This is a genomic window from Pannonibacter sp. Q-1, from assembly GCF_054073275.1.
The window spans coordinates 433,538-457,675 of the sequence record NZ_JBSXNB010000005.1 but is presented as its reverse complement, the minus strand read 5'-3'; the positions used below and the strand labels follow the sequence as shown (position 1 = coordinate 457,675).

The window sequence follows — 24,138 nt, the reverse complement described above, 5'->3', positions numbered from 1 at the left end:
CAAAGCAGATGAAGCTGCCACGGCAAAGTTTTCCCCGGCCCTGAAGGCTCTGCACCCCGCCTGAACACCTTCAAAAGACCGCAGCTTTCCGCCACTTTCTGCGGCATCCCGCGACCCATTGCGGCCCCGAAGCAGCAACGCCCTGAAAAGCCGGAAAAAATTTGCCGCCGGTCCTTGCACTCCGCGTCCATCTGGGTATATTCCGCCCACTCCAAGCGGCAAGCCCGCTGCGGACGGACAGGTGGCCGAGTGGTTGAAGGCGCACGCCTGGAACGCGTGTATACGGGAAACCGTATCGAGGGTTCGAATCCCTCTCTGTCCGCCATCACTTTTGAATTTCCCTGAAAAATCATTTACTTACCCTCCCTTTTGTCCAACTTTGAAGAAAGGTTGGACATTGGGTGTTCTGGTTTTAGCCGCCCGATGGCAGCAATCCCGCTATCCGCAAGGCGCGCCTGATCGGCGGCGTCCGTGTAGATCGAGAGCGTCCGAAGATTGGTATGGCCGGTCACGGCCTTGATGATGTCCGCGCTCATTCCAGCTTCAGCCATGCGCCGGGCAGCGGCCTTGCGCAGGCCATGGGCGGAACAGTTGACGAGCCCGGCTTCCCGGCACCGGTCGCGGAACCAGTTGCCGAATCCTGCGTCTGAAAAAGGCGCGCCGAATTCGGTGACTAGGAACGTCATGTTCCCCCGTGCCGTTGCCTCAAGCTCACACACAAGCGCCGGATGCAGGGCCAGCGCCAGTTCCGCGCCGGTCTTGCCCTGCACCACATGCAAGCGCCCGTCGCGCACGTGCTGCCATCCCATCCGCGCCACGTCACCACGCCTCTGCGCCGTATAGAGCAACAGCGCCAGCGCCAGGCGCGCCTTGGTGCCGGACGGATGGCGCGCCTCGAAGGCAGCTATTTCATCATCGGTCCACGAATGGAAACCGGCCGTCTTCTTGCCGTAGCTCTTCACGCCACGCGCCGGGTTGCGGTCGATCCAGCCGTTGTCAAGCGCAAGGTCGAGCATGATCTTCAGCACCTTGAGCAAATTGTTTGCCGCATGCGGCCGATCCGCCATGCCGCCCAAAATCGCCTTGATATGCTCGCGCCGCAGGTCACGGATCAGGCGGTCACCATGAAGCTTGCGGAAACGCTCGATGATGCCGCGATAGGTCTTTTGCGTGCTGGGCCGCTGGCCAGTGAATTCAACCGACCGGTAGTAGGACACCGCCAGCGCATTGAACGAACCTGCCCGCGTCCGTCCGCTGCCGATATTTTCCGCCCATTCCTTGACGCCAGCCAGCGCAGCCCCGTAGGCGCGCTGAAACTCGTCGCCAATCGGCGGATAGGGGAGATAGGTCGAAAAGCCGCTTTTGCGAAACCGGATGCGTGGCTTCCCGTGCCGGTCAATGATCAGGGAACAGTGCTTGGGCAGCGGGTTGCGGCGTCGCGTCATCTCAGAACATCATCCCATGAATTGTCCTCCTGCGGAGAGGTCACAAGCGGCATCTCGCTGGCTTCAACCTCAACCGTACCGTCAGGACGTACTGTGATCCGCGCCGAGCCATAGCCCGCCGCACGCGCCGCCCGGAAGAGCCTCGTCGCATCTGCCTGCGGAAGAAGAGCTTTCGCTTTTTTCATTCGCCTTCCTCCTCCGGCAATGCGCCGGCTGACGTCATGTTGAGGGGGGACAGGTAGTCATCGCCGCCGTCGATCTTCGGCATGTTTTCCCAGGCGCGAATTTCATTCACGGAAAGCCACCCGCCGTTCCGGCCGACGCTGTAGGCGTCATAGCGGGCCTTCATGTCGCCGCGCAGCAGGCCCGCAAGGTCGTGTTCAATGAAGAGCGATTTCCGGCTTTCGGAAGTCAGGAGGGCGGCATTCATCGCCTGTTCGATCCGCCGCGCCATGGGCGCCAGGCACCGCACGACGAGGGCGCGGCTCTCCTGATCGCTGTTGGAATATGTCGCGTTATCGGTAATGCCTGCCACGGTTGGCGGGACACCCCAGATCCGGCAAATGTCCAGATTAGTAAGCTTCCGGCTCTCCAGAAACTCCGCGTCCTTCGATGAAAACGAGAAGGATTTCCAATCCGTGCCCCCATCAAGGACGAGGACGCCACGGGTTGACAGGTCGGAGTTGACCTTGGTTTCCAGCTTGTCGAGAACCGTCTGCCGTTGGTCCTTGCCGATGACCTGCGGGAACACCAGAGCGCCTTCGGGAAGGAAGCTCTTGGCCGCCTGCTTGCCTGCAGTCTCCTGCTGCGTCAGTGCCAGGCTGAAAGTCTCCCGCGCGATTTGGATCGGCGAAAGCCCCATCACGCCATCACGGGCAAGGCGGTAGCGCAGGTGCAGGATTTCTTCCTGAAGGTAGACGTGAGCGCCCCCGCCACGGCTGGAAACGCGGTAACGGAGACGGCCGCTTTCCAGCCGCTCAACAGCCACTTGGCCGGGGTCCAGAGGATACAGCGCCGCCACCTGTCCGCGCCCGTTCCATTCGAGCCGGGCAAAGGCGTTGCCGGACACCATCAGCGATGCCAGCAGCGCTTCGCGGGCCTCAAAAGCGGTCATGGCCGGATTGGCCATGTCATGCAGCACTGTGTAAAGCGGGTGATCCATAGCCCGTTCACGCCCGCCGTTTTCCGCACGGCGGTAGAGGTTCAGCGGCATGGCGGCAAGGTTCTGGCTGACGATGGCAATGCAGGCATGCGCCACGGCAATGCCGCTGGCCCGGCCCGGATCGACATGGCCGCCGATGCCGCCGCGCAGGCCGAACCATTCGGCAAGGTAGGGATCATCAGACTGGGTAGCGCGCTTTTCGCGCCCAAGGAAGCGATCAAGCAGGCTCATTTGGACAACTCCAGCAGGCGCAAGGCACGATCCGCGTAGGAACGGAAGGGCGAAGAACGGAAGAGGGATCTGGCCTGAATGACCGTGCCTTCATAGGCAGGCCAGGCCTGAATGACGCTGATTTCGTGAAGCTCCACCGCCAGCAGTTCGCGGCGGTCGCCGTCGCGCTTTTCGTCCAGTGCGGTGAAGCCAAAGGACATGCCGCCAAGGTCGCCACGTTCGGCCAGGGCCAGAACGTCGCGCCCTGCTGCCGTATCTGGCAGGTCGAGGTCAAAGGCAAGCCCTTTGCTGTCTTCGGCAAGCCGCAGCGTGCCGGAGCGGGTGCGGGCCAGCACGCGGCCCGGATCATGATCCACCAGTGCCAGAACATCCGCCTTGGAACGCAGCGAGCCCGCGAAGGCCCCCGGTGCAATGGATTCGGTGAAGCGCCCGCCAATGCTGGCAGAGCTGGCAAACGTGGCCGCATAACCTTCCAGGCGGCGGCCTTTTGCGCGGATTTCGACAGCGTAGCCGCGCCGTTCAAAGTTGCTCATATGCCTGCCTCCCTGAAGGGCGCGACGAGCCTGTCGACGCCGATGCTGATTTCGGTATTGCCCGCCGTGCTCGTCGCTTCGCGATTTTCGTAAAAATGGCCAACAAGAAGAAGTTGCGCCTGCTCAACCGCAGCAGGCAGCGGCGTGGTTTCCATGTTCACGCCGATGGACGCGAGGTGCCCGCCCGCTGCCGCAATCAAGCGCTCGATCAGCGCGTCTTCATCATCGGCGTCAATGCGCAGATATGCCTTTGCGTCAGCGAGCGAGACCATGGTTCAAATCTCCGCGTAGGCGAATGCTTCAGGGTGCCGGGCGGCAACATCGGCATCAAGGAAGGCGTGAAGCAGCGCACCGCCGTTTGAAGCCACGTCCGGGTGATAGGGGTTGATCAGGATATCAACCGCGCTCCAGTAGCCCAGGTACAGCTCGCCCCACTGGCCATAGATCAGCGCCGACTTGTCATCGCTCGCGCCGATATCGTCCGGAACCTGCGTGGAGGTTTCGACGCGGGCATTGTGGAACAGCTCCGCCACCGGCAGAATGTGCCCCTGCTGATCCTTCATCTTGCGAACGGCCTTCATCACCGTTGGGTTGGTCAGGAAGGCCGCCGTGCCGGTCACATCATCCAGCTCCAGTTCGGCAATCAGGTTGGCCGTCGTGTCGGAAAAGGCCGCTTCCGTGGTCACCTTGGCAACGCCGGGCGTCTGCAAAATGCCGAGCGGCTGATTGTTCGCCCCCTCGCCGTTGATCGCCGCCAGATCCAGCCCCTGCGCCAGCAGGAAGCCCAGATCACGGCGCAAAATGTCTTCAATGGCAGCGCCAGACTGCAGCATCAGGCGGCGCGAAAGGCGGTATTCGCCGGTCACGGTCTTCGGTGCCATCGACACCTTTTCAAAGGTGGCTGCCGTGCGGGTGGCATTGCCGTCTTCGTTCACCCAGCTTGCCGTGCCGCTGGCGGCAAGGTTCGGCAGGTCGAGGAAGCCGGTCAATCCGCGAAGAACGGTCGCGCCCAGGGCCTCAACCTTCAGGGCGGGGCGGAACCGGTCGGCAACAGCCGCCACATTGGTGGCAACGGTATAGCCGCCTGCCGGGCCAGTGCCCACGGTCTGGCTGCGCCCCTCCATGCCCAGCAGAATCTCTGACGGAACAGCCAGATGAATGCCGGAAGCGCCGGAGCGCCCCTCGCGCCCGCGCTTCAGCTCCTGATCGATTTCAGCCTCGCGGCCAGCCAGTCGGCCAGAGAGAGCGCCGTTGATGGCGGCGGCAAGAGAATAATTTCTCAGCTCGCGCCCGAACTCGCCACCCGTCACCGCTTCGCCGCGCTGTTCCTCCCGCTCGAAAGCGGCCATGCGCTCTTCACGAGCGATCAGGCCGTCAATTTCGCTGACTTCGGCTTCCAGGCTGGTGAAGCGCTGCTCTTCAGCCTCTTCCAGCTTGTCCTTGGAATGCAGATTGCGCATTTCGGCCAGCTTCGCGGCGCGCTTCTCGCGCAGTTCAATAAGCTTCTTCATGGAAAGTCCCTCGGTTGATACCAGCAGGAACAAAGTCATCAGATCGGTTGAATGCTTCGGTTAATGCCCTGACAGGGCGGAAAAAATCGCCAGCGCGCAGCCCTTGACCAGTGTTCTGTTGCCCCGCGCCCCGGAGGGCCGCTTGTCGCTGTTGGCCCGCTGGCGGGGCCTCAATGACTGGCGCGGAATTGGGATTTATCCGAGCGGCATATCCGGCCCGCACTCGAACGGGCGGACTATCTTGCCTTCTTCATTCACTGGAAATTCAACGTGAACCAGAGCTCTGCCTGCTCTCTGGTTGAGAGTCGTCGCAAGCGCCTGCAGATCCAGCACGATAACGGGACCTGCATACCTTGCTTCACTGGACAGGTCGGAAAAGGCCTTGTCGAGAGAGACATGCCATTCGTGTGAGCCATCGGCCCACCATAAGAAGTAACCAGCCGGGATGACGCCGGAATACCCCTTCTGCCGGAAGACCTGTTTTGCGAGCCAAGAGGCTTTGGCTTCCCAGGTAAAATCCAGATCGTGTGGCAGGGCCATTCCTGCTTCCTCGAACTTCTGTGTGAGGAAGGCAACCGTGTTGGCCACCGGTTTGGGCCTGAGTTCTTCCGGCTCCCAATCGAATGTCCTGTGATGATCCCCCTCGTAAGCATCCACGTCTTTCAATGCGTGCCAGAGGATGCCAACTGCACACCAGTTGGCCACCGCCTTCGACATTTGCGGGCCAACGCCTCGGTCGGAGAGCATCTTCATGACCCACATTTCAGCGAGCGCAAAGGCGTCGAAGCGAGCATGTCCCTCCACTGAGGGAATAAATTCGCGTCGGCGCCAATCGCGCTGCGCTACAGTTCCGAGGGTCGTGATTTTCTCCGCCTCAGCGGGGGTGAATGTCGTAAGCACATACTGAGGGCGCATAGTGGCATATCTCACGTTTGATTCCGTGTTATCTAACACGTTTTTCAAAGCGTAGCAAGTGCCACGGTTTTCCCCGAAGGCTAACGGGAGGCCATTCCCAGAGCGCAGGCACGTTGGCACTTGAAATGGTTGAGGTACCGGCATCTGCTGGCTTTCGAGTTAGACGGGTGACACCGTGTCACCCGTCTTGGCTTGCCTGACAGTGGCCGGGGCCAATGAATATTCCTCAGCGCCTCAGGTTGGCTTCCCGATTTTCATCTCTGCCCTCTCAAGAAAATCGATTATCAATCTAATTTTCTTGTTTGCCTGATCCAAGGTTCTGGCTGCACTTGCAACGACACTGTGCTCGATGCTTGGAAACTTCATCATAAAATCATCCAAGGCACGTTCTGAAACTTCCAGAAGCGCACTTGCATCATAGGCGTCATCAATGCGGTTTCTGATCTGTTCAAGGGACTGCAGCAGTTCGGACGGTTCATGGGACATTCTGTTGCTCCAACATGTTGGTTGTGTTAAGTATGCAATATAAGTGCAACTTTGCGCTTTTGTTGTCAACATGAAAAGTGCAAATAGGTTTTTTTCATGATAACTCCAGCTCAGTGCAGAGCTGCCCGCGCCCTTATTGAATGGTCGAGAGACCAGCTTGCGGAGGCGTCAAAGGTCGCACTTCGAACCATTGTCGATTTTGAGCGGGGCGCACGCGAGCCTCGCGCAGTGACGCTCGACGCGATCAAACGCGCGTTGGAGACCGCTGATGTGATCTTTATTTCAGAGAATGGAGAAGGGCCGGGTGTTCGGCTAAAGAAACAGGGAGCACAGACGGATGCGTGAGAAGCCCGCAATCATCAAAGCCATAAACGCTTTGATGAGCGCCAGTTCTGACGAGCCAATCCACCATATTCCCAACATTAGCGAGGAAATGGCGCTGAAGCTTGTCGAGCTCGGATATGCTTCACAAACGCCGTGGAGCAAAGACCCAAACGTCTACTGCTATCAGGTCACGACTGCTGGGTTCGAGGCGCTAGAAGCTAAGGCAAAACCTAGGGAAAAGCTCGCACAACGGCCCCCTCGTATCCCAACGCTGCCACCGCGCCTGAAATAACGGGGCGCGCACAAATCAACCTTCCAGCATCTCCAGCAAACACGCCGGCATCTCCTCCGGCTCGTGCCGCCCGGAAACCTGCAGCGCCATAGCCAGGGCGACAAGCCCGTCAATGCGGCCGGTGGCTTTGCTTTTGTCGAGCTTCCGGCTCCCGGCAGGATCTCGGGTGATCACGGCGTTGGCAGCACACATGTTCAAAACAGGGTTGCCGCCGTGCCGCAGCAGTTTTTCAGCAACGCAACGCTCCAGCGTATCGACGGCGGGGGACATGTCTTTGAAGCCCTGCCCGAACGGCTCCAGCGGTACGCTGCCGCCGAACAGGCCCAGCTCGCGCTTGAAGTCTTCAATCCGCCACCGGTCATAGGCAACCGTCTGGAGGCTGTAGGTTTGGGCGGCGTTCATGACTGACTGTGCCACAAAACCCGGATCAATTGTCGAGCCGGGAATGAGCGTAATAAAGCCCTGCTTCGCCCAGAGGTCATAAGGCACGCGGTCTTCATTCGAGCGTTCGGCAATATTCGCCTCCGGCATGAAGAACTCGCACACAACGTCAAAGCTGCGCCCCTCGCCGGGGAACACGAGCACAAACGCGGTCAAATCCCGCGAGCCGGACAGGTCAAGCCCGCCATAACATTCCCGGCCCGCCAGCGCCGCAAGATCGGGGGCCGCGTTGCAGCGGTCCCATTCCGCTTTGTGGATGAAGCGGGAGACGGCTGAAACCCGCTGATTGAGGATCAGATTCCGGAAGGCGCTTTCTTTCGACGGGACAAGGCGCGCCTGCGCCGCCTGCCGCTCCACGTCATCAAGGGAACGGAAGTCAGAGAGCGCTGGATTGGCCGCAAGCCAGGCTTCCCGGCTCCACGGATCGGCATCCTGCGGCGCGGCATGCAGCGTGAGGTGAAACGTAGGGTCGGCCACGTCGCCCGACTGGACCCGCAGGCCGTAATCTATCAGTTCAGAAAAAACGTGGTGGTCAGCGGCGGCCTGTGTCGAGATGCAAACCATCAACGGATTTTCGCGTGCGCCGGTCGCGGTATCCAGCGCGTCGAACAGATCGCGATTTGGTGCGCTGCCCAGCTCGTCATAGACGACGAAGGACGGAGACAAACCCATCTTTGACCCGGCGTCTGCCGACAAGGCAGCATAAATCGAACCGGCTCCATCCCCGGTCAGCACTTCAATCTGTTTGTTGAACCTGATAATATTTGCGCGATCGTCGAGCTCAGGGTGCGCGGCCAGGATGGCGCACATCTCTTGAAAAAGCTTCGCGGCCTGATCGCGTGTCAGCGCCGCCGAGTAGACTTCACCGCGTGGCTCTGCTTCAGGTCCCATCAGGTGGCAAAGTGCAAGCCCGGCGGCAAGCTGCGTCTTGCCGTTCTTGCGGGCCATCGAAAGCACCGCAGTGCGCACCGGCCGCAGCCCGTCCCCCGTTTCGGCATAGACGGCTTCGATGAACTTCCGCTGCCAGGGGCGGATTTTCATCGTTGTGCCAGCGAGCTTGCCCGCCGTGATCGGCAGATCCTCCAGGAAGGCAATCACGCGGCCGGAACGGGACAGACCGGGCACCTCCCAGGGCTTCACCGGGCGAACGTCAATCTTGCCGCGCTCCGAAAGGGCCTTCGCCCCGATGCCTCTGACTGCCATTATGCAAACCCGGAATCGTCTTGAGTATCAAGAGGTTGAGAGGGTGAAACTAAGTATCTCCGCGACTCCCCCATCGGTCCGGTCGCGCTGCCGTTCTGGTGATTGGAACCGCCCCCGTGCCAGCCATCACCCGGATCAGCCGGATTGCCGCTCAGATCGAAACCCTTGATGCGGCGCGCAAATGGTTTCTTGTGCCGCCGGTCATGAGCCGCCGTTTTCTCATTGTGGCAACGCTCGCACATGGCCATGAGGCCATCGAGCGGGGGGAAGGGATCGCCACCGGCATTCACCGGCGTGACGTGATCAACGGTGTTCGCCAGCGTAACGACGCCCCGGAGCCCGCAAGGTTCGCAGACTGGCTGACTTGCCAGCTTCGCGAGCCGCAGCCGCTGCCATCTGGCCGTGTTGTAGGGCCAGCCTGCCATCACGCGCCCCTTTCCCAGCCATCCGGCAGCGCCGCTTGCTCGCGCCTCTCCATCTCCGCGAAAACATCCAGGAGAAACGACGAGCCCGCTTCACCTGAGGGGCTGAGGTTTGAAGGAAGCACATGCGGCGGCTTTCCGCGCAATTCCTCATGGACCGTTGCAAGCGCCTGATATCGCGGCTCAGCGATTGCGACAAACCTTGCCCGCTCCTGCGGTGGAGCCTTTGGCCTGCTTGGGCCGGGAAGGCGAACAGGGCCTTGCGGCACGCTCTCACGCGTGCCCGCGCCTTTGGTTTTTTTATTTTTATTATTTATCTTATTTAGGGTGCAGTTTTTGTCACCCTTTGCCGCAGGATTTGTCACCCTTTCTGTGCCGTTTTTGTCACCTTTCCGTTCCGGTTCACGGTAACTTTTGTCACCCTTTTCAGGTGCTTCGGCAGGGGCAGCGTCACCGGTCAGCCCCGGCGCTGATTCCGAAGTGACCGGCACGAAGGTGTAGACGTTGCAGCTCCCGCGCCCGCTGGCTTTCTCCACGGTCAGATAACCACGCTCCACAAGCGCCTTCATGGCGCGTGTCACCGTGCGCTCGTTGAGGTGTGCTTCCCCGGCCAGCCGCTCATGCGAAGGCCAGGCGCGGCCGTCTTGCGTGTTGATGTACACAGACAGGACCATGGCAATGACCTTATCTGAAGGCGTCAGAGCCGGATCGCGCGCGATCATCTGAAGCCATTCGAGTTTGTCGCTGTATTGAATGGCAGGCACGGCCGCTGGACCGCGCTCGAGCCGCAGAGGGAGCACGTTTGTCATGCTGCACCCCCAAGAATCCGGTTGGACATGCGGCAAAAAACGTCAGCAAAATCAATACCCGCCTGAAGGGGGGTTAGACAGGTCAAGGCGTTGATAGAAAAAGAGAAGGCGGCTCCCTCTCTGTCCGCCATTTCTTCCTTTCAAAAGTCCCCGATTTCCAACGATTTCGCGCATTTCTTTGACTGCTGATGCGTGATCTGCGCATTTGCTGTGTAACAAACTGTGTAGCATCCTGGCGGAGCGGGGTATGAGGCCCGCGCGAGCACCGCGGCCTCACAATCGGGACGGTATCGGGTGCTGAAGGCGTTTGCCGATCTGGATCCGCGTCGGCTAGTCAGACATCTATCGAAATTACCGCCTCTCATGACCCGAAGAGTACGCGGGTAGTCTGGCCGCCGCGCGTTGAATGACGGGCTTGAGGCCTCCTGGCAGCTGCTGGTGGATGAAAGCTGTGAAATTACCGCAATCGCCGCCGAGATGCTTGCCGCGCGCCTTCGCTGCCTGCGGAGCGGCCTTCGTCCGCGTTGAGATCATTTCGCGCTCGTGCTCAGCGACAGCTTCAAGGATATGGACCGTCGACCGGCTCGGCTTCGGAAAATCCACTGCGGTGAATTTCAGGGGAGCAGGACACGGATAATCCGAAGCTGAACTCAGAAGAATTCGTCGAGGATCTGATAGTAACGAATGCGAGTTTCGTCGTAGTGGCAACCATAGATATCGAAGAAGGTTTGAACCCACTGCCGGCCCAGCCGGTCCTCGATGCTTCGGGTGATCAAGGCAAGGTCCCGATATCGATCGGCAACGCCTAGCCGGCCGCAGTCGACAAAGCCTGAGAAGCGGCCATCGCATTGCATGAGGTTCTCGAAGGTGGCATCGCCGTGGGTCACCACCAGATCTTCTGCGCGCGGTCGATGCGCGATCAAATCCTCAAAAACTGAACGTGCTGTTCGCCCCATGCGCTCGGCGTCAAAATCGGTCTCGTCCACGAGGTTCATTTCGACGCGTTCGCGCGCCAGATCAATCCGGCGGTCAAGCCGCTGATCAAACGGACATTTGGAAGGGTTCAAGGCGTGCAGCCGGCGGAGACCTTCTGCGGCAATGGCAACAACCTCGTCCGGAGCGAGTTGCATCGACGTAGCGACATCCCTTCCGGTCACCTCGCTCGACAGCAGCCAAACGCTTCCATCGGTGGTCACTTGCTCGATCACCTCCGCACAAGCGATCCCTTCGCTCTTGAGCCAGCGCAGGCAGCTGGCCTCCGCCTCAATCTCAGCGGCGCCTTCCCCGAACCCGTGTTTGAGAAACAACGCCGGCACCCCGGACCCGGCCATGCGGAAGACATTCGCGGACGAACGCCCGGTCGAAATTGCTGTGCCCGAATAGCCTCTTAGGCGCTCGTGTAGCACGTGCGGAAGATCGCCGCCCGGCAGTCCCCCTGCGAATACGTCTGTCAGGCCCGCAGAAAGCTCCATTGCCATACGGCTCCTCTCTATACGTTTAACGCGACGATATCTGCATTGCGCGGGGCATTGGGGCTACATGCCAAGTTCATGCACCGCCGGATATGCAATGCCTGAGGTCGCGCCATGAAGTCACCCACGATCGAAGCCAGTCATCCGAATGCGTCAGCTGCTTCCGATCTTTGCAGCGGGAACACCAGTTCCCACAGATAACCGTCGGGATCGGTCACGTAACCGGTATAGCCTCCCGACGCCTCATCAATCGCCGGCCTACCTGACACGGAACCGCCATGGGATGGGGCGGCCTTCATCATTGCATCAACAGCATCACGGGTCGTCATCGCGCAACTGATGATCGCGCCGCAATCTGCACCGGGAAACTGAACGCCACGACCGGCTTTCCGGCTGTAAGCTTCAAAGGCGGTTCTTTCCATCAGAAACAGGGAGAGACTGGGGAGTTCGAGGGCGATGATCCCGTCTTCAATCGCGGCATCGCGATACCCGAACACGTTTTGATAGAAAGCGAGGCTGCGGCCAGGGTCGCTAACCGGCAGGCAGAGAACCGTGGTTCTTATCTTCACTAGGCCGGAGTTCATTTTCTTCTCCTGTCAATGAGAGGTCTCTGAGCGCCGAGAAACTAAGCTTGCGTTGCCTTATCCAGCGCTGCTCCAAGAATTTCCGAATAGGCTTCGTGGAGATCCTGCCAGCCAAATTCCATTGCTGCCTCGCCGACGATTGGCCCGACCGGGCTACCGTCAAGGAAACGGACCATGACGTCGATGCAGATGTGCCAACCAGCAGCAAAGCTGGCAAAATGCTCCGGAACGTTCGTGCGATGACGCAATGTCAAACGCGTGCCGCTTCCTCTGGGTTCGAGTTCCCAGGTCAGGACGTCATCGCCCCATGTGTATTGCAACAGGCGCGCAGGCTCGGCTTTCAAGACTTCTGCAGCACTTTCCCCGGCCTCTTCATGATCCGTCATGCGCAGAAAGAAAGGGCCGGGAGTTCCAATGTCGCGGTCCGAAACGAACGGCATCCATTCAATCTGTTCATTGGGCTGAGTGAGGGCGCGCCACACTTTCTCGGGTGGATGGGCGAGGTTGCGCCGGAAAATCAAAGTTGCTTCGCCGTCACCGGTCTCCCGGCTGACCTCGGCCAGTGGGCCACACTTAAAATCCTTGCGCCCCATTCGATCAGTCCTCCATCGTGTCGAGATGCCGCTCCAGGGCATCCAACGATTTTGTCCACATTGCCCGATAGGGGGCCAACCATTCGTCGATGGCCCTGATCCGCTCTGGCTCGAGCCGATAGATCCGCCGTTGTGCCGCAACCTTGCTGCTGACGAAGCCGGCCTCGCGCAACACCCTCAGGTGCTTCGAGACACTGGGCTGCGGCAGATCCAGCCTGTCGACGAGGTCTGTCACGCTGGTTTCTCCCAAACGCAGCTGGTCGAGGATGTTGCGTCTCGCGGGCTCGGCAAGAACTGAGAATGGATCTAGGTGCATGGCTGCAATATGCCGATCAAGGTATATACCTGTCAAGGCATACGACAGGCATTGCTTCATGAATGCGCGAGAGGAAGCCCGGTTGGCTGTTCCACTCGTCCTTCGGCATCAATACCGCCAGAAATGATCCGAATCCGCGCTGAGGGGCGGGAAGACCAAGCGTTCCCCCAAGAAGCCTGCATGATTCCGAACGGCTGTGTGTCACTTGATGGCGATTGCGCGGACACGTGGCTTAATCCGCAAGCTTGGTCAGAAGGTTATCCCCGGTTGCACAGCTGATCAGAAAGCTGGCCTTGTTCGATGGAAGGCTGAGGCGTTGAGCGCTCTTCCACGCTGTCTGTTTCGACCTGTTCACGCTGAAAGCGCTTGTGCCAGCGCCAGGGCATCGCGCCCTATGCGCTGAGCAAGCCGGCCCTGCAGGGCATAGCGCGCGGGCTGGCCCGCGATTTCGGCCCGCGCGGCATCACTGTCAACGTCGTGCAGCCAGATCCGATCGGCACAGACGTGAACCCGGCGAACGGGCCGTTGAAGGATCTGCTGCACAGCTTCATGGCCATCAAACGTCATTGGAGGCCGGAGGAAGCCGCCGGGCTTGCCGCCTGGCTGGCGAGGCGGGATTCGTGACCCGTGCCATGCATACGATCGACGGAGCATTCCGCGCCTGACCCCGCGCAACCGGGTGACGGGCAAACGAGACGATGAATGGTTTGGATCGCGTGCCCCCGAAAAGGGGTGGGTTTCCATTTGTGTCTCATCGCACGAACCATTGCCCTGGACGCAAATCAAGTTCGGCATGACGCACACGCACCCGAGCAGACCTCTCGCGCCCAATCTCAAGCTTGCGCCATTATTCTGCTTTCGCAGATAACTTTCTCCCCATATCTAAAGCTGAGTGTTTGTGGCCATGTGCTGTGAGAGCCCATGCCATATCTGCGCGCTGACACCCACTCGTCATAGGTGATGGCTGCGCCGCCTCTCCACCTTGAACAGGAGGATGAGGGAAGCCGCTGCGGCGGGCATCCTGCGCAGGACGGGCAGCAGCTTCCTGAGGCTGAGCCTTGAGCATGTAGCCGATGTAGCGCTTGGATTCGACCGGATCATACCCGAGGCGCGCCTTGAGCTTCTTGCGAAGCTTGGAGACGTGGCTTTCGACAACGCATTCATCGACTTCCTCGTTCATGAGGCCGTAGACGGCGTTGTAGATCTGGGTCTTGGTGACGCGGCGGCCATGGTTGCGCGCAAGATATTCCAGAATGCGGCGCTCACGGCGTGGCAGTTCGAACACATCACCGCCGACGAGGGCGTCCCGGCCATCGAAGAAGACCTTGATGCGGCCGACTTCGAGATTGTCCGCCTCGGTCATGGTACGGCGGCGGATGGCGCCGACACGGGCGAGGATCTCGCGCACATGGATCGGCTTGCGCAGCACATCATCAACGCCGCAGGCAAACAGCTCCAGCGTCTGATCGAGGCTTGGCCGCTCATCCAGCGCCAGGATCGGAGCCTGATCACAGTATGACCGGATCAGCCGCGGAAAATCGGGCCGTTCCTCACATTCGCCCAAAAGAAAAGCCTCAATTGAGGCGAGGTCATCTTCTGAAGCCGTCTTCACCCATTCCGGAAGCTCGGACGGGGTTAGTGCCATACAGGCGAAACCTTCACGCTCGAAACCGGCGGCATAACCTGCCGTTACGATCTCCCGCGAGTCGACAATCACGAACATAGTGTTTTCCCCAACACAGCCTTGCAACCAACTGGTAGTGGGTAGAAGCGCCTACGTCAAATGTATCGTGCAGTTACAGCCGGAAAAGGTTGTGACTTTGGCGTATAATCCGTAACATCGGGGTTGAATATTTTATATAAATGCCAACTTACGGCACCAAAGCGGAAAAATCGATAAACTTCAAATCAAACAGATATTGTGATTCGCACCTTCACGTGCCCTCACATCAGGGAACGTGTGTGAAATTATAATGACACAACCTGAGCAACGCAAGAGGCATGCTCACCCTATTCTTCCGTTGCGTCATTTTCTGCTATGAAGAGAGTGCTCTTGCCAGATCGCCGAATGGATCGGGCGATGGCAGGCCCCGTGCGTCCTGTCTCAGGAACTCATAGATCCGCGGAACCAGTTGCACGGCCTTGTCGAGCGCGGGATCACTGCCGGCCTGATATCCCCCCATCAACCGCAGGTCGCGGGTGTCTTCGTAGCGCGAGATCATGGCTTTCAGCCGCATGATCAGCTCACGCTCTTCCGGTGTCCAGGCATGCTGGGACAGGCGGGAGACGGACGACAGGATATTGACCGCCGGATAGCGCCCGGCGTCAGCGATGGCACGGTCGAGAACGATATGCCCGTCCAGCACACCGCGCATCGTGTCGGCCACCGGATCATTGTGATCGTCGCCATCCACCAGCACCGAGAAGACGCCGGTAATCGCTCCCTCCCCTTCTGCCCCGGGGCCAGCGCGCTCCAGCAGGCGGGTCAGGTCGGAGAAAACGCTTGGCGTATAGCCGCGGGCGACCGGCGGTTCGCCGGCGGCCATCGCCACATCGCGGGCCGCATGGGCAAAGCGCGTCGCGGAATCGATGATCAGCAGCACGGACTGGCCGAGGCCCCGAAAATATTCGGCCACACTCATCGCCGTACGCGGGGCAAGGCGCCGCATCATGGCGCTCTCGTCACCGGTCGCCACGACCACCACGGACCGCTCCAGCGCATCGCCCAGCACGTCCTCGACAAACTCGCGCACCTCGCGTCCACGCTCGCCCACAAGGCCGACGACCACGGTGTCGAAATCGCCCGACCCCGCCAGCATGGCCAGCAACGTGGACTTGCCAACGCCGGACCCGGCGAAGACGCCGATACGCTGGCCAACGCAAAGCGGCGTGAACAGGTCAATGACCTTGACGCCCGTGCGCACCGGCTTGCGGGCACGGGCGCGCTCCAGCATCTGCGGCGGCTCGTTGTCGAGGGACATGGCCGCGGCGCTGGTGCGCAAGGGTCCCTTGCCATCCGCCGCCTGCCCCAGCGCATTGACCACACGGCCTTTCCAGGCCTGATGCGGATGCACCGTCAATGCGCCCTTGCGCCAGGCGCGGGCGCCGATGCCGATATCAGCCAGGTTGCCGTAGGGCTTCACATAAACATCATCCTCATCGAGGCGGATGATCTCGCCGCGCCGCTCGCCCCCCTTGCCTTCGAGTGACACAAGATCACCGATGCAGACGGAGCGCGACAGCCCGGTGACGCGAATGACGCCAGGTGTCACCTGAATGACCCGGCCGCCGATGCGGACCGGATCAACTTCCTTGGAAGCTGCAGAAACGGCAAGCGCCAGCCGGTCAAGCGCGGGCATCGCGGATCAGATCCTTATGACGGTTGCGCAAGGTTTCCAGCACATCGAGCGGCAAACGGTTCGCCGGGTGCTGGATAACCGCATCCAGCGCGGCCGGTTGATCCTGAGGCCGCGCCTCGCGCGTCCCGGAGCCGGACGACGGTTTGGCCAGAGGCACTGCAACGCTTGCCGGATCTGTGAGCCAGCGCGTGAGGTTCACCGGTGCTGCCGCAACCTCATCGCGCGAGCGGGCCACGCGCATGCCCAGCGGATCGTCCGTGCCGGTGCCTTGTGAAGACGCAGGAATGGAGTTGTTAGCCAGCTCATGAACATGAGGTTTGGCTGAAGGAATGGTCGGCTCATCCGGAGCCCGCGCAACAGCCGCTTCCGTGTTCTCCGTTGTGCCCGGCGTTTGCAGGGCGCCTTCCACGGCAGAACCAGCCATGGCGTAACCAAGCATGCCGGCCATGCCAAGCGGACCGCCGAGCGCCAGCCCATAAAGCGCGTGCCCCGCGTGGCGGGCCCCGTCGGAGATCTGGTCCCCCGTCACATTCCGGTAAATCTCACCGATGAGCGGCAGATGCTGGAAAGGATTGATGATATCAACGATATCGCGAAACCCCAGGCCGTTGCCGTCTTCACCGGTTGAGACATCCGCAGCCTGACGGGGTGAATTGACGCTGCCGGCGCTCACTTGCGGCTTGACCGGCGGCACAGCTCCCAGCGGCGTCACGAGGTCGCTCCCAGATCGCGCACGGCCTGCGACTGGGTGTCATTGCTGGTGTCGATCATCTTCGTCGCACTGTCGAAGGCGCGGGTCAGCATGATCAGCTTGGTCATTTCACGGATCGGATTGATGTTGGAGCTTTCCGTGTAGCCTTGCACGATGCTTGCCGTATCAAAGGCCTGCACCGGCTCTGCGGGCTGATCCGGGATGACGCCCGAGTTTTCGAAGCGGCGGAGCTTTGCATCTTCGGGAATGCGGAACAGGCCGACAGCACCGGCGATATCCTCGCCCTGTGTCACTGTTCCATCCGGCCCGATGCGCGGCATGCCCTGATTGAGATCGAGCTGGATCGGCAGACCGCCGGCATCCAGCAGGTCATGGCCATTCAGCGTGCGCAGAACGCCGTCCACATCGATCTTCATGCGCCCGTCACGGGTGTAGGCAACCGTGTCTCCGGCGCGGATGGCAAACCAGCCGTCGCCATCAACGGCCAGATCCAGCGGATTGTCGGTCTTGCTCACCCCGCCCGCCTGCCGGGAGATATAGGTTTCACCAGCCGTGGCAAAGCTCACCGGATCAGCGCCTGCCTTGGACAGGACTTCGGCGAACTTCACCTCATCCGCCCGGTAGCCGGCCGTATTCATATTGGCAAGGTTCCGGGCGACCGTCTCCAGCCGGTTGGAAAGAGCGACCTGAGCCGACAGGGCGACATAAAGTGCGGACTGCATGGATCAAATCCCCCCAAGCTTCAGGCCCTGGATCTGTGCAAGCAGATCCTCGCCAATTCCAATGGTTCCATTCGTTCCGGACAGGATGATGTTCGGCACCGAGTTGACCGCGGGTGACCCGTTCTGGATGTCCCACATGATGGTGAAGCGGCGGAGAAACTCGTCAAGCTTCGCCGGATCCTGAAAGTCGTCCATGTTGAGACGCTGCTTCAGATAGGCGGCCTGCTTGTCGACGTCAGCCATCGCGAAGCTATCAGACAGGCCAAGCGACGTATAAACCACCTTGGCCAGAGCCCTGTCTGCGAGAATGTCATAAGGGCCAGTGATGCTGTCAGCCTTGCGTTCAAAATAAAGCGCAAGCCGGACGGCTTCGTTCTGATTGCCGGAACTCTCCTCAAGCGTCTGCCGGACATAGGCATCCACGACCGCCTGCTTGACGCGCTCGAACTTGGTCGCCGTCTCACCATATCTCTCGAAGTTGAACGTCTTGACGAACTCCGCATACCGCTTATCGGTCATCTTGTTCGCAAAGGACGTATTGCTGTCGACCCCTTCTACCAGAGCCTTCCGCATGAAGGCCTTGGCATAATCCATGTCTTCAAGGCCGAAGGCTTTCATGGCGAACTTGAAAACCCGGGTGTTGTCCAGAAACTCATCGATGGATTTGATGTCTTCAATGGTCTTGAGATAATACTCGCTTTCCCGCTTTACCTGCGGATCCTTCGCAGTGGTTTCCATCGTGCGGGTGATGTCACGCGTGACCATCTGATATTGCAGCAGGGTCGTCATCATCGGCGCAGCCCCTCCGGAGAACTTGTGCCCTTTCGCATCCTTCAGATGCGCCCGGACAGCTCGGCAACAGGAATCGGCACGCAGGGCGCACCTCTTGCGGCCAGTCTTGCCCTCAAGGCTTGCGCCGGGCTGACTGACCGCGCCGCAACCTCGCCTTGCAGCGGCATCATGGTTAATCCCGGCCCGCCAAAACCCGGCAAAATTCAACAGCCTCGGGCAAGCCTCGTCTCCTAGCGTGAGGGCATCGACATCCCACACGCACCAAGCAGGAGCTGGCTCGTGACAATCATGCTGGGTCTCATCATCGCAATGGCATCTCTTCTTGGCGGGTTCTACGCCATGGGGGGAAAGGTGCTGGTTCTGTGGCAACCGTTCGAGGTGCTGATCATCGTCGGGGTGGCGATTGGCACGTTCTTCGTCGCCAATCCGATGAAGACCATCAAGGACACCATGCGCTCCGTGCAGGAAGCGGTACTGAATTCGGTGCCGAAGAAGCGCGACTACCTCGACATTCTCGCTCTTCTCTATGCGCTGATGCGCGAGCTGCGCTCCAAGGGCCGCAACGAGGTTGAGCCGCATATCGAGAACCCGCAGGATTCCGAGATTTTCCGCGCATTTCCGACCGTCTACCGCAACAGGAACCTCACCACCTTCGTGTGTGACTACTTCCGCCTGATCATTGTCGGCAATGCCCGCGCCCATGAGATCGAGGCGCTGATGGACGAAGAGCTGCAGACGGTTCACCGCGACCAGATGAAGCCCTATTACGCCCTGTCCGCCGTAGCCGAAGCCTTTCCGGCAATCGGTATCGTCGCGGCGGTGCTCGGCGTGATCAAGGCCATGGGCGCGATCGACCAGTCACCCCAGATCCTGGGCGCCCTGATCGGTGCCGCACTTGTCGGCACGTTTCTCGGCATTTTCCTCTCCTATGCACTGGTGGCGCCTGTCGCCCACAAGGTGAAGGGCGTGCGTGAGGCACGGCTGCGTCCTTATGTGATCGTCAAGCAGTCTCTGCTGGCCTTCATGAATGGCGCGCCTCCGCAGATCGCGCTTGAGCATGGCCGCAAGACCATCTCGGCCTCCGACCGCCCCTCCATCGATGAAGTCGAAAACGAAACCATGAACTCTGGCGGTGTGGGCGAAAGCGCCGCGGAAATGAAGGGAGCGGCGTAAGTCATGCTTGATCACGCTGCCAACTCGTTCCATTCGGAACGCGCCCAGATCACCGACCGGCTGCTGGATGCCGCAGGCATCTCCGTCGACCGGCTGCCGATGCTGCCGGTGCTCTTCGACCGCATGGCCCGCGTCTTTGCCGATGCGATGCGCCAGAAGTCGGCCTCGCCGTCCTACATTTCCGTTTCCGATATCGGCAACGAGCGTATCGGCGATGTTCTGGATGTTTATGAATCCAACGCCCTGGTCGCCGTGCTCTATTCCCCGGAATGGGACACGCGCCTGCTGATCGGGTTCGACCGGGACTTCATCTTCACGATGATCGACGTGCTGTTCGGCGCCGATGGCACCGAGCCGCCGATCGATGAGGAGCGTACCTTCTCCTCCATCGAAACGCGTATCGCCCGCACGGTCTTTGAAGTGGCGGCCAATGCGCTTCAGGAATCGTTCAGCCCCATCGCCGAGACGACGCTGAAAATCGAGCGCGTCGAAAGCCGCATGGACTTTGCCATCATTGGCCGCCGCAACAATCCGGCCGTCGTCGCACGCCTGTTGCTCCAGGCCATCGGCCGCGGCGGCGAGATCTTCGTCGTCATGCCGCACTCCACTCTCAACCCGCTGCGCCAGCGCCTGTCGCAGGTGCTGTCGGGCGAAATGGCGGGACGCGACAAGCAGTGGACCCAACATTTCCAGGCCGAGATCCAGCGCACGGAAGTGAAGCTGCAGGCGGTGCTGGAAGAGCGTGAGCTGACGCTGGGCGAAATCGCCAATCTCAAGATTGGCCAGATCATCGAGCTGCAGGCCACCCCCCGCAGCCCGGTGAAGCTGGAATGCAACCAGCAGCCCATCTTCAACTGCCGTCTCGGCCAGCTGGATGGCTCCTACACACTTCAGGTCGAAGACCTGATCCATCTGGAAAAGGACATCGTTGATGATCTCCTATCTCGTTGATGCAGTTCTGCTGATCGCTCTGGCGATCACGAGCTTCAAGATGGTCACCATGTACCGGGAACTGCGCCGGCTGGGATCCTACCATGAAGACTACCAGCGGATCTTTGACCAGACGGCGCTTGCCCTTGATGGCATCGAGGTGTCGGTGAAGGAGCTCAATGTCCGCGGGGCGCAGGTGCTCAACGCACTTGGCGCGAGGATGGATGACGCGAGGGAGCTGATTGCCGAGATCGACGCCCTCACCCGGGAGGCCAAGCGCCAGCAGGCGGTCCTCAAATCCGAGCTGAAGCAGCTGTCGACCGAAGTCGCGATGCGCGCCAAGGCCGGCCATATGGAGCCTCCTGCCAGCGACATGGTATCCACGGTTGTCGAGACGGTTCTGCGCAACACCGCATCGCCGGCGAGCGAACCTCACGGCCCCGCCGCGCCAACGGAAATGAAGGTTCACCGTCTGGATGACCTGGCCACCGGCCCGTTCCGATCCGTATCCATCCACCGCAAGGATGATCTGACATGAGCAGCAATGATATGAACGAGACCCCTTCCGCCAAGGCCGCAGGTGCGGCTGAATTCGCCAAGGTTGAAACCGGCGGATCCAAGAGCGCAAAGTTGACCAGCTCCGACCTGATGGGCGACGAGCGCAACCTCGACACGATCCTCGGCATTCCGGTCAATATTCAGGTCGTGCTGGGCTCGGCCACAATGCTGGTCGCCAATCTGCTGAAGCTTGGCCGCGGCGCTGTCATTCCGCTCAACCACCGTGTCGGGGAGCCGGTCGATATCGTGGTCAACGGCCGCGTGGTTGCCCGTGGCGAAGTGGTCGTCGTCGAAGACGACAACTCCCGCTTCGGCGTTTCGCTGACCGAAATCATCAGCGCCCAGAACAGCCTGCTCGACGCCTGACACCAGCCCGTGCGGCGCATGAGCAATTTCAAGGCATGACGCGCAAGCGTCTCAGATGCCTTGGCATGACTTAAGCTGCAGGAGAGACCGCGAAAATGAATGCGAGCACATCTGCCGAAAACCTCCTGCCGACGCGCACCCTGAAGGGCACGCAGAAGGTCGCGGCGCTTCTTCTGGCGCTTGGCAAGCCCAGTTCACGCCGGCTTCTGCAGCATTTCGATCAGGAAGAAATCCGCATGATCACGGTGGCTGCAGCCCAGCTCGGCACGGTGGCGGCGGAGGAGCTTGATCAGCTCGCGGAAGATTTCATCTCGCAGTTCTCTTCTGGCACAACGCTTTACGGCACACCGAACGAGGTGGAAAAGATGCTGGAGGGTGTGCTGCCGGAGGAGCAGCTCTCCGACATCATGTCCGACGTGCTGGGCAATTCGAACCGCTCGATCTGGGACAGGATTGCCACCGTTTCGGAGACAGTGCTCGCCAACTATCTGATGAAGGAACACCCCCAGACGGCGGCCCTGATCCTTTCGAAGATCAGGCCGGCTGCCGCTGCAAAGGTACTGAGCCAGCTGCCGCCGGATCTGCGCAACCAGCTCATGCGCAGAATGCTATCGATCAAGGCCATCGTCCAGGAGATCATGCGCGACGTGGAAAAGACGCTGCATGAAGACTTCATGCTCAATCTTTCGGGCACGATGGAAGCCGATTCCTATGCGCGCATGGCGGACATCCTGAACAAGATGGACCGCGACCACATGGAAGATGCCTTGTCGAGCCTGACGGATGCACGGCCGAAGTCGGCGGAACTGCTGAAGGGACTGCTCTTCACCTTCGACGACATCATCAACCTGAACGCCCGCACGCGCATGGCCATCTTCGACCAGATCCCGACGGACCGGATTGTGCTGGCGCTGAAGGGAACCGACCGCGCCTTCCGCGAGGTTATCCTGTCTTCGATGACATCGCGCACGCGCAAGATCGTCGAACACGAACTGGCCGGCGGCGAACCGGCCGGACAGCGCGAAGTGCTTCAGGCGCGCTCGTCCATCACGGATCTTGCCCTGGAGATGGCTGGCCGCGGAGAGATCGACCTCAATCCGAAGCAGGAAGACAGCGCCGTCTTCCGGTAAGCCCGGCGCACACTCCCCGGCAGAAGCCGGGGCAATGGCCCCCTGCCGCATGGCAGGGCAGAAGACTGGCTAACCGGTGGACGCGTAAATGTCAGATCAGGACGACAAGGACTCCAAAACAGAGGAACCGACAGAGAAGAAAATCAGGGATGCGATCGACAAGGGAAACATACCTGTTTCCAAGGAGGCCTCGATCCTCTCCGCCTTTCTGGCTGTTTTGCTGATTGGAAGCTTCGTCATTTCACCGGGTGTCCAGCGCCTCAGCGGCGGGCTCTCGGGTTTCATCGACAATGCGGGGGGATACAGCATTGGAAATGGATCGGATGCAATCCAGCTCACCCATGCCCTCAGCCTGGATCTGGGGCTGTTCCTCGCGCCCATCGTGGCGATGCTCATGGTTGCTGGCCTTGCGGCATCGTTCTTCCAGAACACGCCGAAGGTGGTCTTCACCCGCATCAAGCCGGAGCTGTCGCGCCTTTCGCTCGCCAAGGGCTGGAGCCGCCTCTTCGGCATGCAGGGGCTTGTCGAATTCGGCAAGTCGGTTTTCAAGTTCTCAGCCATCAGCCTGGTCGCGTTCCTGCTGCTGCGCTCGAACGCCAATGCGCTGGTGAATGCCATGTTCACCGACCCGTCCGCCTTGCCGGAAACCGTTCTTCACCTGTCGATGAAGCTGCTTTCGGGCATCTGTATCGCAACGATCCTCCTTGTGGCCCTCGATCTGCTGTGGGCCCGCATGCACTGGCGGAAGAACCTGCGCATGAGCAAGCAGGAGCTGAAGGACGAATTCAAGCAGGCCGAAGGCGATCCGCTGGTGAAGGCCCGCCAGCGCTCGCTTGCCCGCGACAGGGCACGCAACCGCATGATGGCGGCCGTGCCCAAGGCGACACTTGTGATCGCCAATCCGACTCACTTCGCCGTGGCCTTGCGCTACGAGCGCGATGAAACGGCTGCTCCGATTGTGGTGGCCAAGGGGCAAGACCTGATCGCGCTCAAGATTCGGCAAATCGCAGAGGAAAACAACATTCCCGTCGTAGAGAACCGCGAGCTGGCCCGTTCACTTTATGCGAGTACCGAATTGGAAAGAATGATTCCGCCGCAATTCTATAGAATGGTTGCGGAAATCATCTGTTACGTGTATTCGCGCAAGACAGTGAAGGTCGTGTGATGCACGAGAGTTTTGAGGGCTTCAACATGAGCATGGGATCCTTCAGCCAGATGCCGCGGATTCCGGGCTCGGTGCGCTTGCGGGAAGAAGCTCTTGCACAGGCCGTTTCTGACGTTGCCGAAGAGCTGCGCCTGATTGACGTCACCGACTTCATCGCCTTTGTGCGTACGGAGAAGCACGCCAATATCTCTGATCTTGTGAAGTCCTCGACCGAACTCTTCTTCAAGAACGAGACGCTGCGCTACGGCCTCGGCGCCCATGTCGAGGCCGATTGGGACACGACGCCCGATGTCCGGCTGGACCTTGAATTCCGCAACAACGGGGTCTGGATCTATTTCAGCCTGACGCTGAACGCGCGCGGATCGAGCGTCGAGATCCACCACATCGAATTTGCCGACCCGTCGGAAGATCCGGAAGAGAACACCCGGCGTCTCATCGAGGCGCTGGCGGATGCACGCCTGAAGCCGCTGCCTCAATAGGACCGGCAGACAC

At 60.2% G+C, this 24,138-nt stretch carries 31 protein-coding genes and 1 tRNA gene; 11 read left to right on the top strand and 21 right to left on the bottom strand.

Annotation, left to right across the window (positions count from 1 at the left end; all coding sequences use genetic code 11):
* The first annotated feature begins 235 nt into the window (after positions 1-235).
* Positions 236-325 (top strand) — tRNA-Ser (locus tag ACVNHC_RS17120).
* A 28-nt stretch (positions 326-353) separates the two neighbouring features.
* Here ACVNHC_RS17120 and ACVNHC_RS17115 read toward each other — a convergent pair.
* The 8 genes from ACVNHC_RS17115 to ACVNHC_RS17080 all read right to left on the bottom strand — a co-directional run bounded on the left by ACVNHC_RS17115 (position 354) and on the right by ACVNHC_RS17080 (position 6,283).
* Complete coding sequence (locus ACVNHC_RS17115; RefSeq protein ID WP_457168237.1) at positions 354-1,445, bottom strand: tyrosine-type recombinase/integrase; 1,092 nt, start codon at positions 1,443-1,445, stop codon at positions 354-356.
* The gene (locus ACVNHC_RS17110; RefSeq protein WP_457168235.1) at positions 1,442-1,630 is read right to left on the bottom strand and encodes a hypothetical protein; all 189 of its coding nucleotides are present in this window, start codon (positions 1,628-1,630) and stop codon (positions 1,442-1,444) included. Before ACVNHC_RS17110 ends, ACVNHC_RS17115 begins: the two co-directional genes overlap by 4 nt.
* Positions 1,627-2,838, bottom strand: coding sequence for a phage portal protein (locus ACVNHC_RS17105; protein WP_457168233.1), 1,212 nt, complete (start codon positions 2,836-2,838; stop codon positions 1,627-1,629). Before ACVNHC_RS17105 ends, ACVNHC_RS17110 begins: the two co-directional genes overlap by 4 nt.
* Positions 2,835-3,371: an HK97 family phage prohead protease gene (locus ACVNHC_RS17100; protein ID WP_457168231.1), complete on the bottom strand. Its 537-nt coding sequence runs from the start codon at positions 3,369-3,371 to the stop codon at positions 2,835-2,837. The genes ACVNHC_RS17105 and ACVNHC_RS17100 overlap by 4 nt, the downstream gene beginning before the upstream one ends.
* Positions 3,368-3,643: a head-tail connector protein gene (locus tag ACVNHC_RS17095; protein ID WP_457168229.1), complete on the bottom strand. Its 276-nt coding sequence runs from the start codon at positions 3,641-3,643 to the stop codon at positions 3,368-3,370. Before ACVNHC_RS17095 ends, ACVNHC_RS17100 begins: the two co-directional genes overlap by 4 nt.
* Positions 3,644-3,646: 3 nt before the next feature.
* Complete coding sequence (locus ACVNHC_RS17090; RefSeq protein WP_457168227.1) at positions 3,647-4,882, bottom strand: phage major capsid protein; 1,236 nt, start codon at positions 4,880-4,882, stop codon at positions 3,647-3,649.
* A gap of 195 nt (positions 4,883-5,077) precedes the next feature.
* Positions 5,078-5,797, bottom strand: coding sequence for a hypothetical protein (locus ACVNHC_RS17085; protein WP_457168225.1), 720 nt, complete (start codon positions 5,795-5,797; stop codon positions 5,078-5,080).
* Between the two features lie 234 nt (positions 5,798-6,031).
* The gene (locus ACVNHC_RS17080) at positions 6,032-6,283 is read right to left on the bottom strand and encodes a hypothetical protein (protein WP_457168223.1); all 252 of its coding nucleotides are present in this window, start codon (positions 6,281-6,283) and stop codon (positions 6,032-6,034) included.
* 96 nt (positions 6,284-6,379) lie between these two features.
* Here ACVNHC_RS17080 and ACVNHC_RS17075 point away from each other — a divergent pair, with 96 nt between their 5' ends.
* The gene (locus tag ACVNHC_RS17075) at positions 6,380-6,628 is read left to right on the top strand and encodes a helix-turn-helix transcriptional regulator (protein ID WP_457168221.1); all 249 of its coding nucleotides are present in this window, start codon (positions 6,380-6,382) and stop codon (positions 6,626-6,628) included.
* Positions 6,621-6,899: a hypothetical protein gene (locus tag ACVNHC_RS17070; RefSeq protein ID WP_457168219.1), complete on the top strand. Its 279-nt coding sequence runs from the start codon at positions 6,621-6,623 to the stop codon at positions 6,897-6,899. The genes ACVNHC_RS17075 and ACVNHC_RS17070 overlap by 8 nt, the downstream gene beginning before the upstream one ends.
* A 15-nt stretch (positions 6,900-6,914) precedes the next feature.
* Here ACVNHC_RS17070 and ACVNHC_RS17065 read toward each other — a convergent pair whose 3' ends face one another.
* The 8 genes from ACVNHC_RS17065 to ACVNHC_RS17030 form a co-directional block, all read right to left on the bottom strand.
* Positions 6,915-8,543, bottom strand: coding sequence for a terminase large subunit (locus ACVNHC_RS17065; protein WP_457168217.1), 1,629 nt, complete (start codon positions 8,541-8,543; stop codon positions 6,915-6,917).
* Complete coding sequence (locus tag ACVNHC_RS17060; protein ID WP_457168215.1) at positions 8,543-8,968, bottom strand: HNH endonuclease signature motif containing protein; 426 nt, start codon at positions 8,966-8,968, stop codon at positions 8,543-8,545. Before ACVNHC_RS17060 ends, ACVNHC_RS17065 begins: the two co-directional genes overlap by 1 nt.
* The gene (locus ACVNHC_RS17055; protein WP_457168213.1) at positions 8,968-9,774 is read right to left on the bottom strand and encodes a helix-turn-helix domain-containing protein; all 807 of its coding nucleotides are present in this window, start codon (positions 9,772-9,774) and stop codon (positions 8,968-8,970) included. Before ACVNHC_RS17055 ends, ACVNHC_RS17060 begins: the two co-directional genes overlap by 1 nt.
* 351 nt (positions 9,775-10,125) lie before the next feature.
* On the bottom strand, positions 10,126-10,377 hold the full coding sequence (locus ACVNHC_RS17050) for a recombinase family protein (protein ID WP_457168211.1): 252 nt from the start codon (positions 10,375-10,377) through the stop codon (positions 10,126-10,128).
* Positions 10,378-10,424: 47 nt separating this feature from the next.
* Positions 10,425-11,252, bottom strand: coding sequence for an APH(3') family aminoglycoside O-phosphotransferase (locus ACVNHC_RS17045; protein WP_457168209.1), 828 nt, complete (start codon positions 11,250-11,252; stop codon positions 10,425-10,427).
* A gap of 134 nt (positions 11,253-11,386) precedes the next feature.
* A complete protein-coding gene (locus ACVNHC_RS17040) occupies positions 11,387-11,830 on the bottom strand; it encodes a VOC family protein (protein WP_457168208.1) in 444 nt (147 codons plus the stop codon).
* A gap of 41 nt (positions 11,831-11,871) precedes the next feature.
* Positions 11,872-12,423 carry an SRPBCC family protein gene (locus ACVNHC_RS17035; RefSeq protein WP_094463468.1) on the bottom strand — a complete coding sequence of 184 codons (552 nt, stop codon included), beginning with the start codon at positions 12,421-12,423 and terminating at the stop codon, positions 11,872-11,874.
* A 4-nt stretch (positions 12,424-12,427) separates the two neighbouring features.
* Complete coding sequence (locus ACVNHC_RS17030; protein WP_058900546.1) at positions 12,428-12,739, bottom strand: ArsR/SmtB family transcription factor; 312 nt, start codon at positions 12,737-12,739, stop codon at positions 12,428-12,430.
* Between the two features lie 366 nt (positions 12,740-13,105).
* Here ACVNHC_RS17030 and ACVNHC_RS17025 point away from each other — a divergent pair, with 366 nt between their 5' ends.
* Complete coding sequence (locus ACVNHC_RS17025; RefSeq protein ID WP_457168205.1) at positions 13,106-13,363, top strand: SDR family oxidoreductase; 258 nt, start codon at positions 13,106-13,108, stop codon at positions 13,361-13,363.
* Positions 13,364-13,586: 223 nt separating this feature from the next.
* On the opposite strand, the gene ACVNHC_RS17020 is transcribed toward ACVNHC_RS17025, so the two are convergent.
* The 5 genes from ACVNHC_RS17020 to ACVNHC_RS17000 form a co-directional block, all read right to left on the bottom strand.
* Positions 13,587-14,462, bottom strand: a complete 876-nt coding sequence (locus tag ACVNHC_RS17020) for a response regulator transcription factor (RefSeq protein WP_457168203.1) — start codon at positions 14,460-14,462, stop codon at positions 13,587-13,589.
* Positions 14,463-14,775: 313 nt separating this feature from the next.
* The gene (gene fliI / locus ACVNHC_RS17015; RefSeq protein WP_058898114.1) at positions 14,776-16,098 is read right to left on the bottom strand and encodes a flagellar protein export ATPase FliI; all 1,323 of its coding nucleotides are present in this window, start codon (positions 16,096-16,098) and stop codon (positions 14,776-14,778) included.
* Complete coding sequence (locus ACVNHC_RS17010) at positions 16,085-16,810, bottom strand: hypothetical protein (RefSeq protein ID WP_457168200.1); 726 nt, start codon at positions 16,808-16,810, stop codon at positions 16,085-16,087. The genes fliI and ACVNHC_RS17010 overlap by 14 nt, the downstream gene beginning before the upstream one ends.
* The gene (flgF, locus tag ACVNHC_RS17005) at positions 16,807-17,532 is read right to left on the bottom strand and encodes a flagellar basal-body rod protein FlgF (protein WP_050474418.1); all 726 of its coding nucleotides are present in this window, start codon (positions 17,530-17,532) and stop codon (positions 16,807-16,809) included. The genes ACVNHC_RS17010 and flgF overlap by 4 nt, the downstream gene beginning before the upstream one ends.
* Before the next feature lie 3 nt (positions 17,533-17,535).
* Positions 17,536-18,582, bottom strand: a complete 1,047-nt coding sequence (locus tag ACVNHC_RS17000; protein ID WP_457168198.1) for a DUF1217 domain-containing protein — start codon at positions 18,580-18,582, stop codon at positions 17,536-17,538.
* 21 nt (positions 18,583-18,603) lie between these two features.
* On the opposite strand from ACVNHC_RS17000, the gene motA reads away from it, so the two are divergent.
* The 7 genes from motA to ACVNHC_RS16965 all read left to right on the top strand — a co-directional run bounded on the left by motA (position 18,604) and on the right by ACVNHC_RS16965 (position 24,125).
* Positions 18,604-19,497, top strand: a complete 894-nt coding sequence (gene motA / locus ACVNHC_RS16995; RefSeq protein ID WP_094463447.1) for a flagellar motor stator protein MotA — start codon at positions 18,604-18,606, stop codon at positions 19,495-19,497.
* A gap of 3 nt (positions 19,498-19,500) precedes the next feature.
* Positions 19,501-20,448, top strand: a complete 948-nt coding sequence (locus ACVNHC_RS16990) for a flagellar motor switch protein FliM (RefSeq protein ID WP_050474415.1) — start codon at positions 19,501-19,503, stop codon at positions 20,446-20,448.
* The gene (locus ACVNHC_RS16985) at positions 20,429-20,965 is read left to right on the top strand and encodes a hypothetical protein (RefSeq protein ID WP_050474414.1); all 537 of its coding nucleotides are present in this window, start codon (positions 20,429-20,431) and stop codon (positions 20,963-20,965) included. The genes ACVNHC_RS16990 and ACVNHC_RS16985 overlap by 20 nt, the downstream gene beginning before the upstream one ends.
* A 110-nt stretch (positions 20,966-21,075) precedes the next feature.
* On the top strand, positions 21,076-21,351 hold the full coding sequence (gene fliN / locus ACVNHC_RS16980; protein ID WP_371328666.1) for a flagellar motor switch protein FliN: 276 nt from the start codon (positions 21,076-21,078) through the stop codon (positions 21,349-21,351).
* Between the two features lie 95 nt (positions 21,352-21,446).
* Positions 21,447-22,481 (top strand): flagellar motor switch protein FliG, encoded by a 1,035-nt coding sequence (locus tag ACVNHC_RS16975; protein WP_050474413.1) that lies wholly within the window; start codon positions 21,447-21,449, stop codon positions 22,479-22,481.
* A gap of 88 nt (positions 22,482-22,569) precedes the next feature.
* Entirely contained in the window at positions 22,570-23,646 is a 1,077-nt protein-coding gene (flhB, locus tag ACVNHC_RS16970; RefSeq protein WP_050474412.1) for a flagellar biosynthesis protein FlhB, read from the top strand.
* Positions 23,646-24,125, top strand: coding sequence for a hypothetical protein (locus ACVNHC_RS16965; RefSeq protein WP_019963520.1), 480 nt, complete (start codon positions 23,646-23,648; stop codon positions 24,123-24,125). Before flhB ends, ACVNHC_RS16965 begins: the two co-directional genes overlap by 1 nt.
* Positions 24,126-24,138 lie beyond the last annotated feature (13 nt).

Coding starts and splice junctions, on each gene's coding strand:
- ACVNHC_RS17115 (WP_457168237.1), bottom strand. CDS start 1,445: ATGACGCGACGCCGCAACCCGCTGCCCAAGCACTGTTCCCTGATCATT.
- ACVNHC_RS17110 (WP_457168235.1), bottom strand. CDS start 1,630: ATGAAAAAAGCGAAAGCTCTTCTTCCGCAGGCAGATGCGACGAGGCTC.
- ACVNHC_RS17105 (WP_457168233.1), bottom strand. CDS start 2,838: ATGAGCCTGCTTGATCGCTTCCTTGGGCGCGAAAAGCGCGCTACCCAG.
- ACVNHC_RS17100 (WP_457168231.1), bottom strand. CDS start 3,371: ATGAGCAACTTTGAACGGCGCGGCTACGCTGTCGAAATCCGCGCAAAA.
- ACVNHC_RS17095 (WP_457168229.1), bottom strand. CDS start 3,643: ATGGTCTCGCTCGCTGACGCAAAGGCATATCTGCGCATTGACGCCGAT.
- ACVNHC_RS17090 (WP_457168227.1), bottom strand. CDS start 4,882: ATGAAGAAGCTTATTGAACTGCGCGAGAAGCGCGCCGCGAAGCTGGCC.
- ACVNHC_RS17085 (WP_457168225.1), bottom strand. CDS start 5,797: ATGCGCCCTCAGTATGTGCTTACGACATTCACCCCCGCTGAGGCGGAG.
- ACVNHC_RS17080 (WP_457168223.1), bottom strand. CDS start 6,283: ATGTCCCATGAACCGTCCGAACTGCTGCAGTCCCTTGAACAGATCAGA.
- ACVNHC_RS17075 (WP_457168221.1), top strand. CDS start 6,380: ATGATAACTCCAGCTCAGTGCAGAGCTGCCCGCGCCCTTATTGAATGG.
- ACVNHC_RS17070 (WP_457168219.1), top strand. CDS start 6,621: ATGCGTGAGAAGCCCGCAATCATCAAAGCCATAAACGCTTTGATGAGC.
- ACVNHC_RS17065 (WP_457168217.1), bottom strand. CDS start 8,543: ATGGCAGTCAGAGGCATCGGGGCGAAGGCCCTTTCGGAGCGCGGCAAG.
- ACVNHC_RS17060 (WP_457168215.1), bottom strand. CDS start 8,968: ATGGCAGGCTGGCCCTACAACACGGCCAGATGGCAGCGGCTGCGGCTC.
- ACVNHC_RS17055 (WP_457168213.1), bottom strand. CDS start 9,774: ATGACAAACGTGCTCCCTCTGCGGCTCGAGCGCGGTCCAGCGGCCGTG.
- ACVNHC_RS17045 (WP_457168209.1), bottom strand. CDS start 11,252: ATGGCAATGGAGCTTTCTGCGGGCCTGACAGACGTATTCGCAGGGGGA.
- ACVNHC_RS17040 (WP_457168208.1), bottom strand. CDS start 11,830: ATGAACTCCGGCCTAGTGAAGATAAGAACCACGGTTCTCTGCCTGCCG.
- ACVNHC_RS17035 (WP_094463468.1), bottom strand. CDS start 12,423: ATGGGGCGCAAGGATTTTAAGTGTGGCCCACTGGCCGAGGTCAGCCGG.
- ACVNHC_RS17030 (WP_058900546.1), bottom strand. CDS start 12,739: ATGCACCTAGATCCATTCTCAGTTCTTGCCGAGCCCGCGAGACGCAAC.
- ACVNHC_RS17020 (WP_457168203.1), bottom strand. CDS start 14,462: ATGTTCGTGATTGTCGACTCGCGGGAGATCGTAACGGCAGGTTATGCC.
- fliI (WP_058898114.1), bottom strand. CDS start 16,098: ATGCCCGCGCTTGACCGGCTGGCGCTTGCCGTTTCTGCAGCTTCCAAG.
- flgF (WP_050474418.1), bottom strand. CDS start 17,532: ATGCAGTCCGCACTTTATGTCGCCCTGTCGGCTCAGGTCGCTCTTTCC.
- ACVNHC_RS16990 (WP_050474415.1), top strand. CDS start 19,501: ATGCTTGATCACGCTGCCAACTCGTTCCATTCGGAACGCGCCCAGATC.
- ACVNHC_RS16985 (WP_050474414.1), top strand. CDS start 20,429: ATGATCTCCTATCTCGTTGATGCAGTTCTGCTGATCGCTCTGGCGATC.
- fliN (WP_371328666.1), top strand. CDS start 21,076: ATGGGCGACGAGCGCAACCTCGACACGATCCTCGGCATTCCGGTCAAT.
- ACVNHC_RS16975 (WP_050474413.1), top strand. CDS start 21,447: ATGAATGCGAGCACATCTGCCGAAAACCTCCTGCCGACGCGCACCCTG.
- flhB (WP_050474412.1), top strand. CDS start 22,570: ATGTCAGATCAGGACGACAAGGACTCCAAAACAGAGGAACCGACAGAG.
- ACVNHC_RS16965 (WP_019963520.1), top strand. CDS start 23,646: ATGCACGAGAGTTTTGAGGGCTTCAACATGAGCATGGGATCCTTCAGC.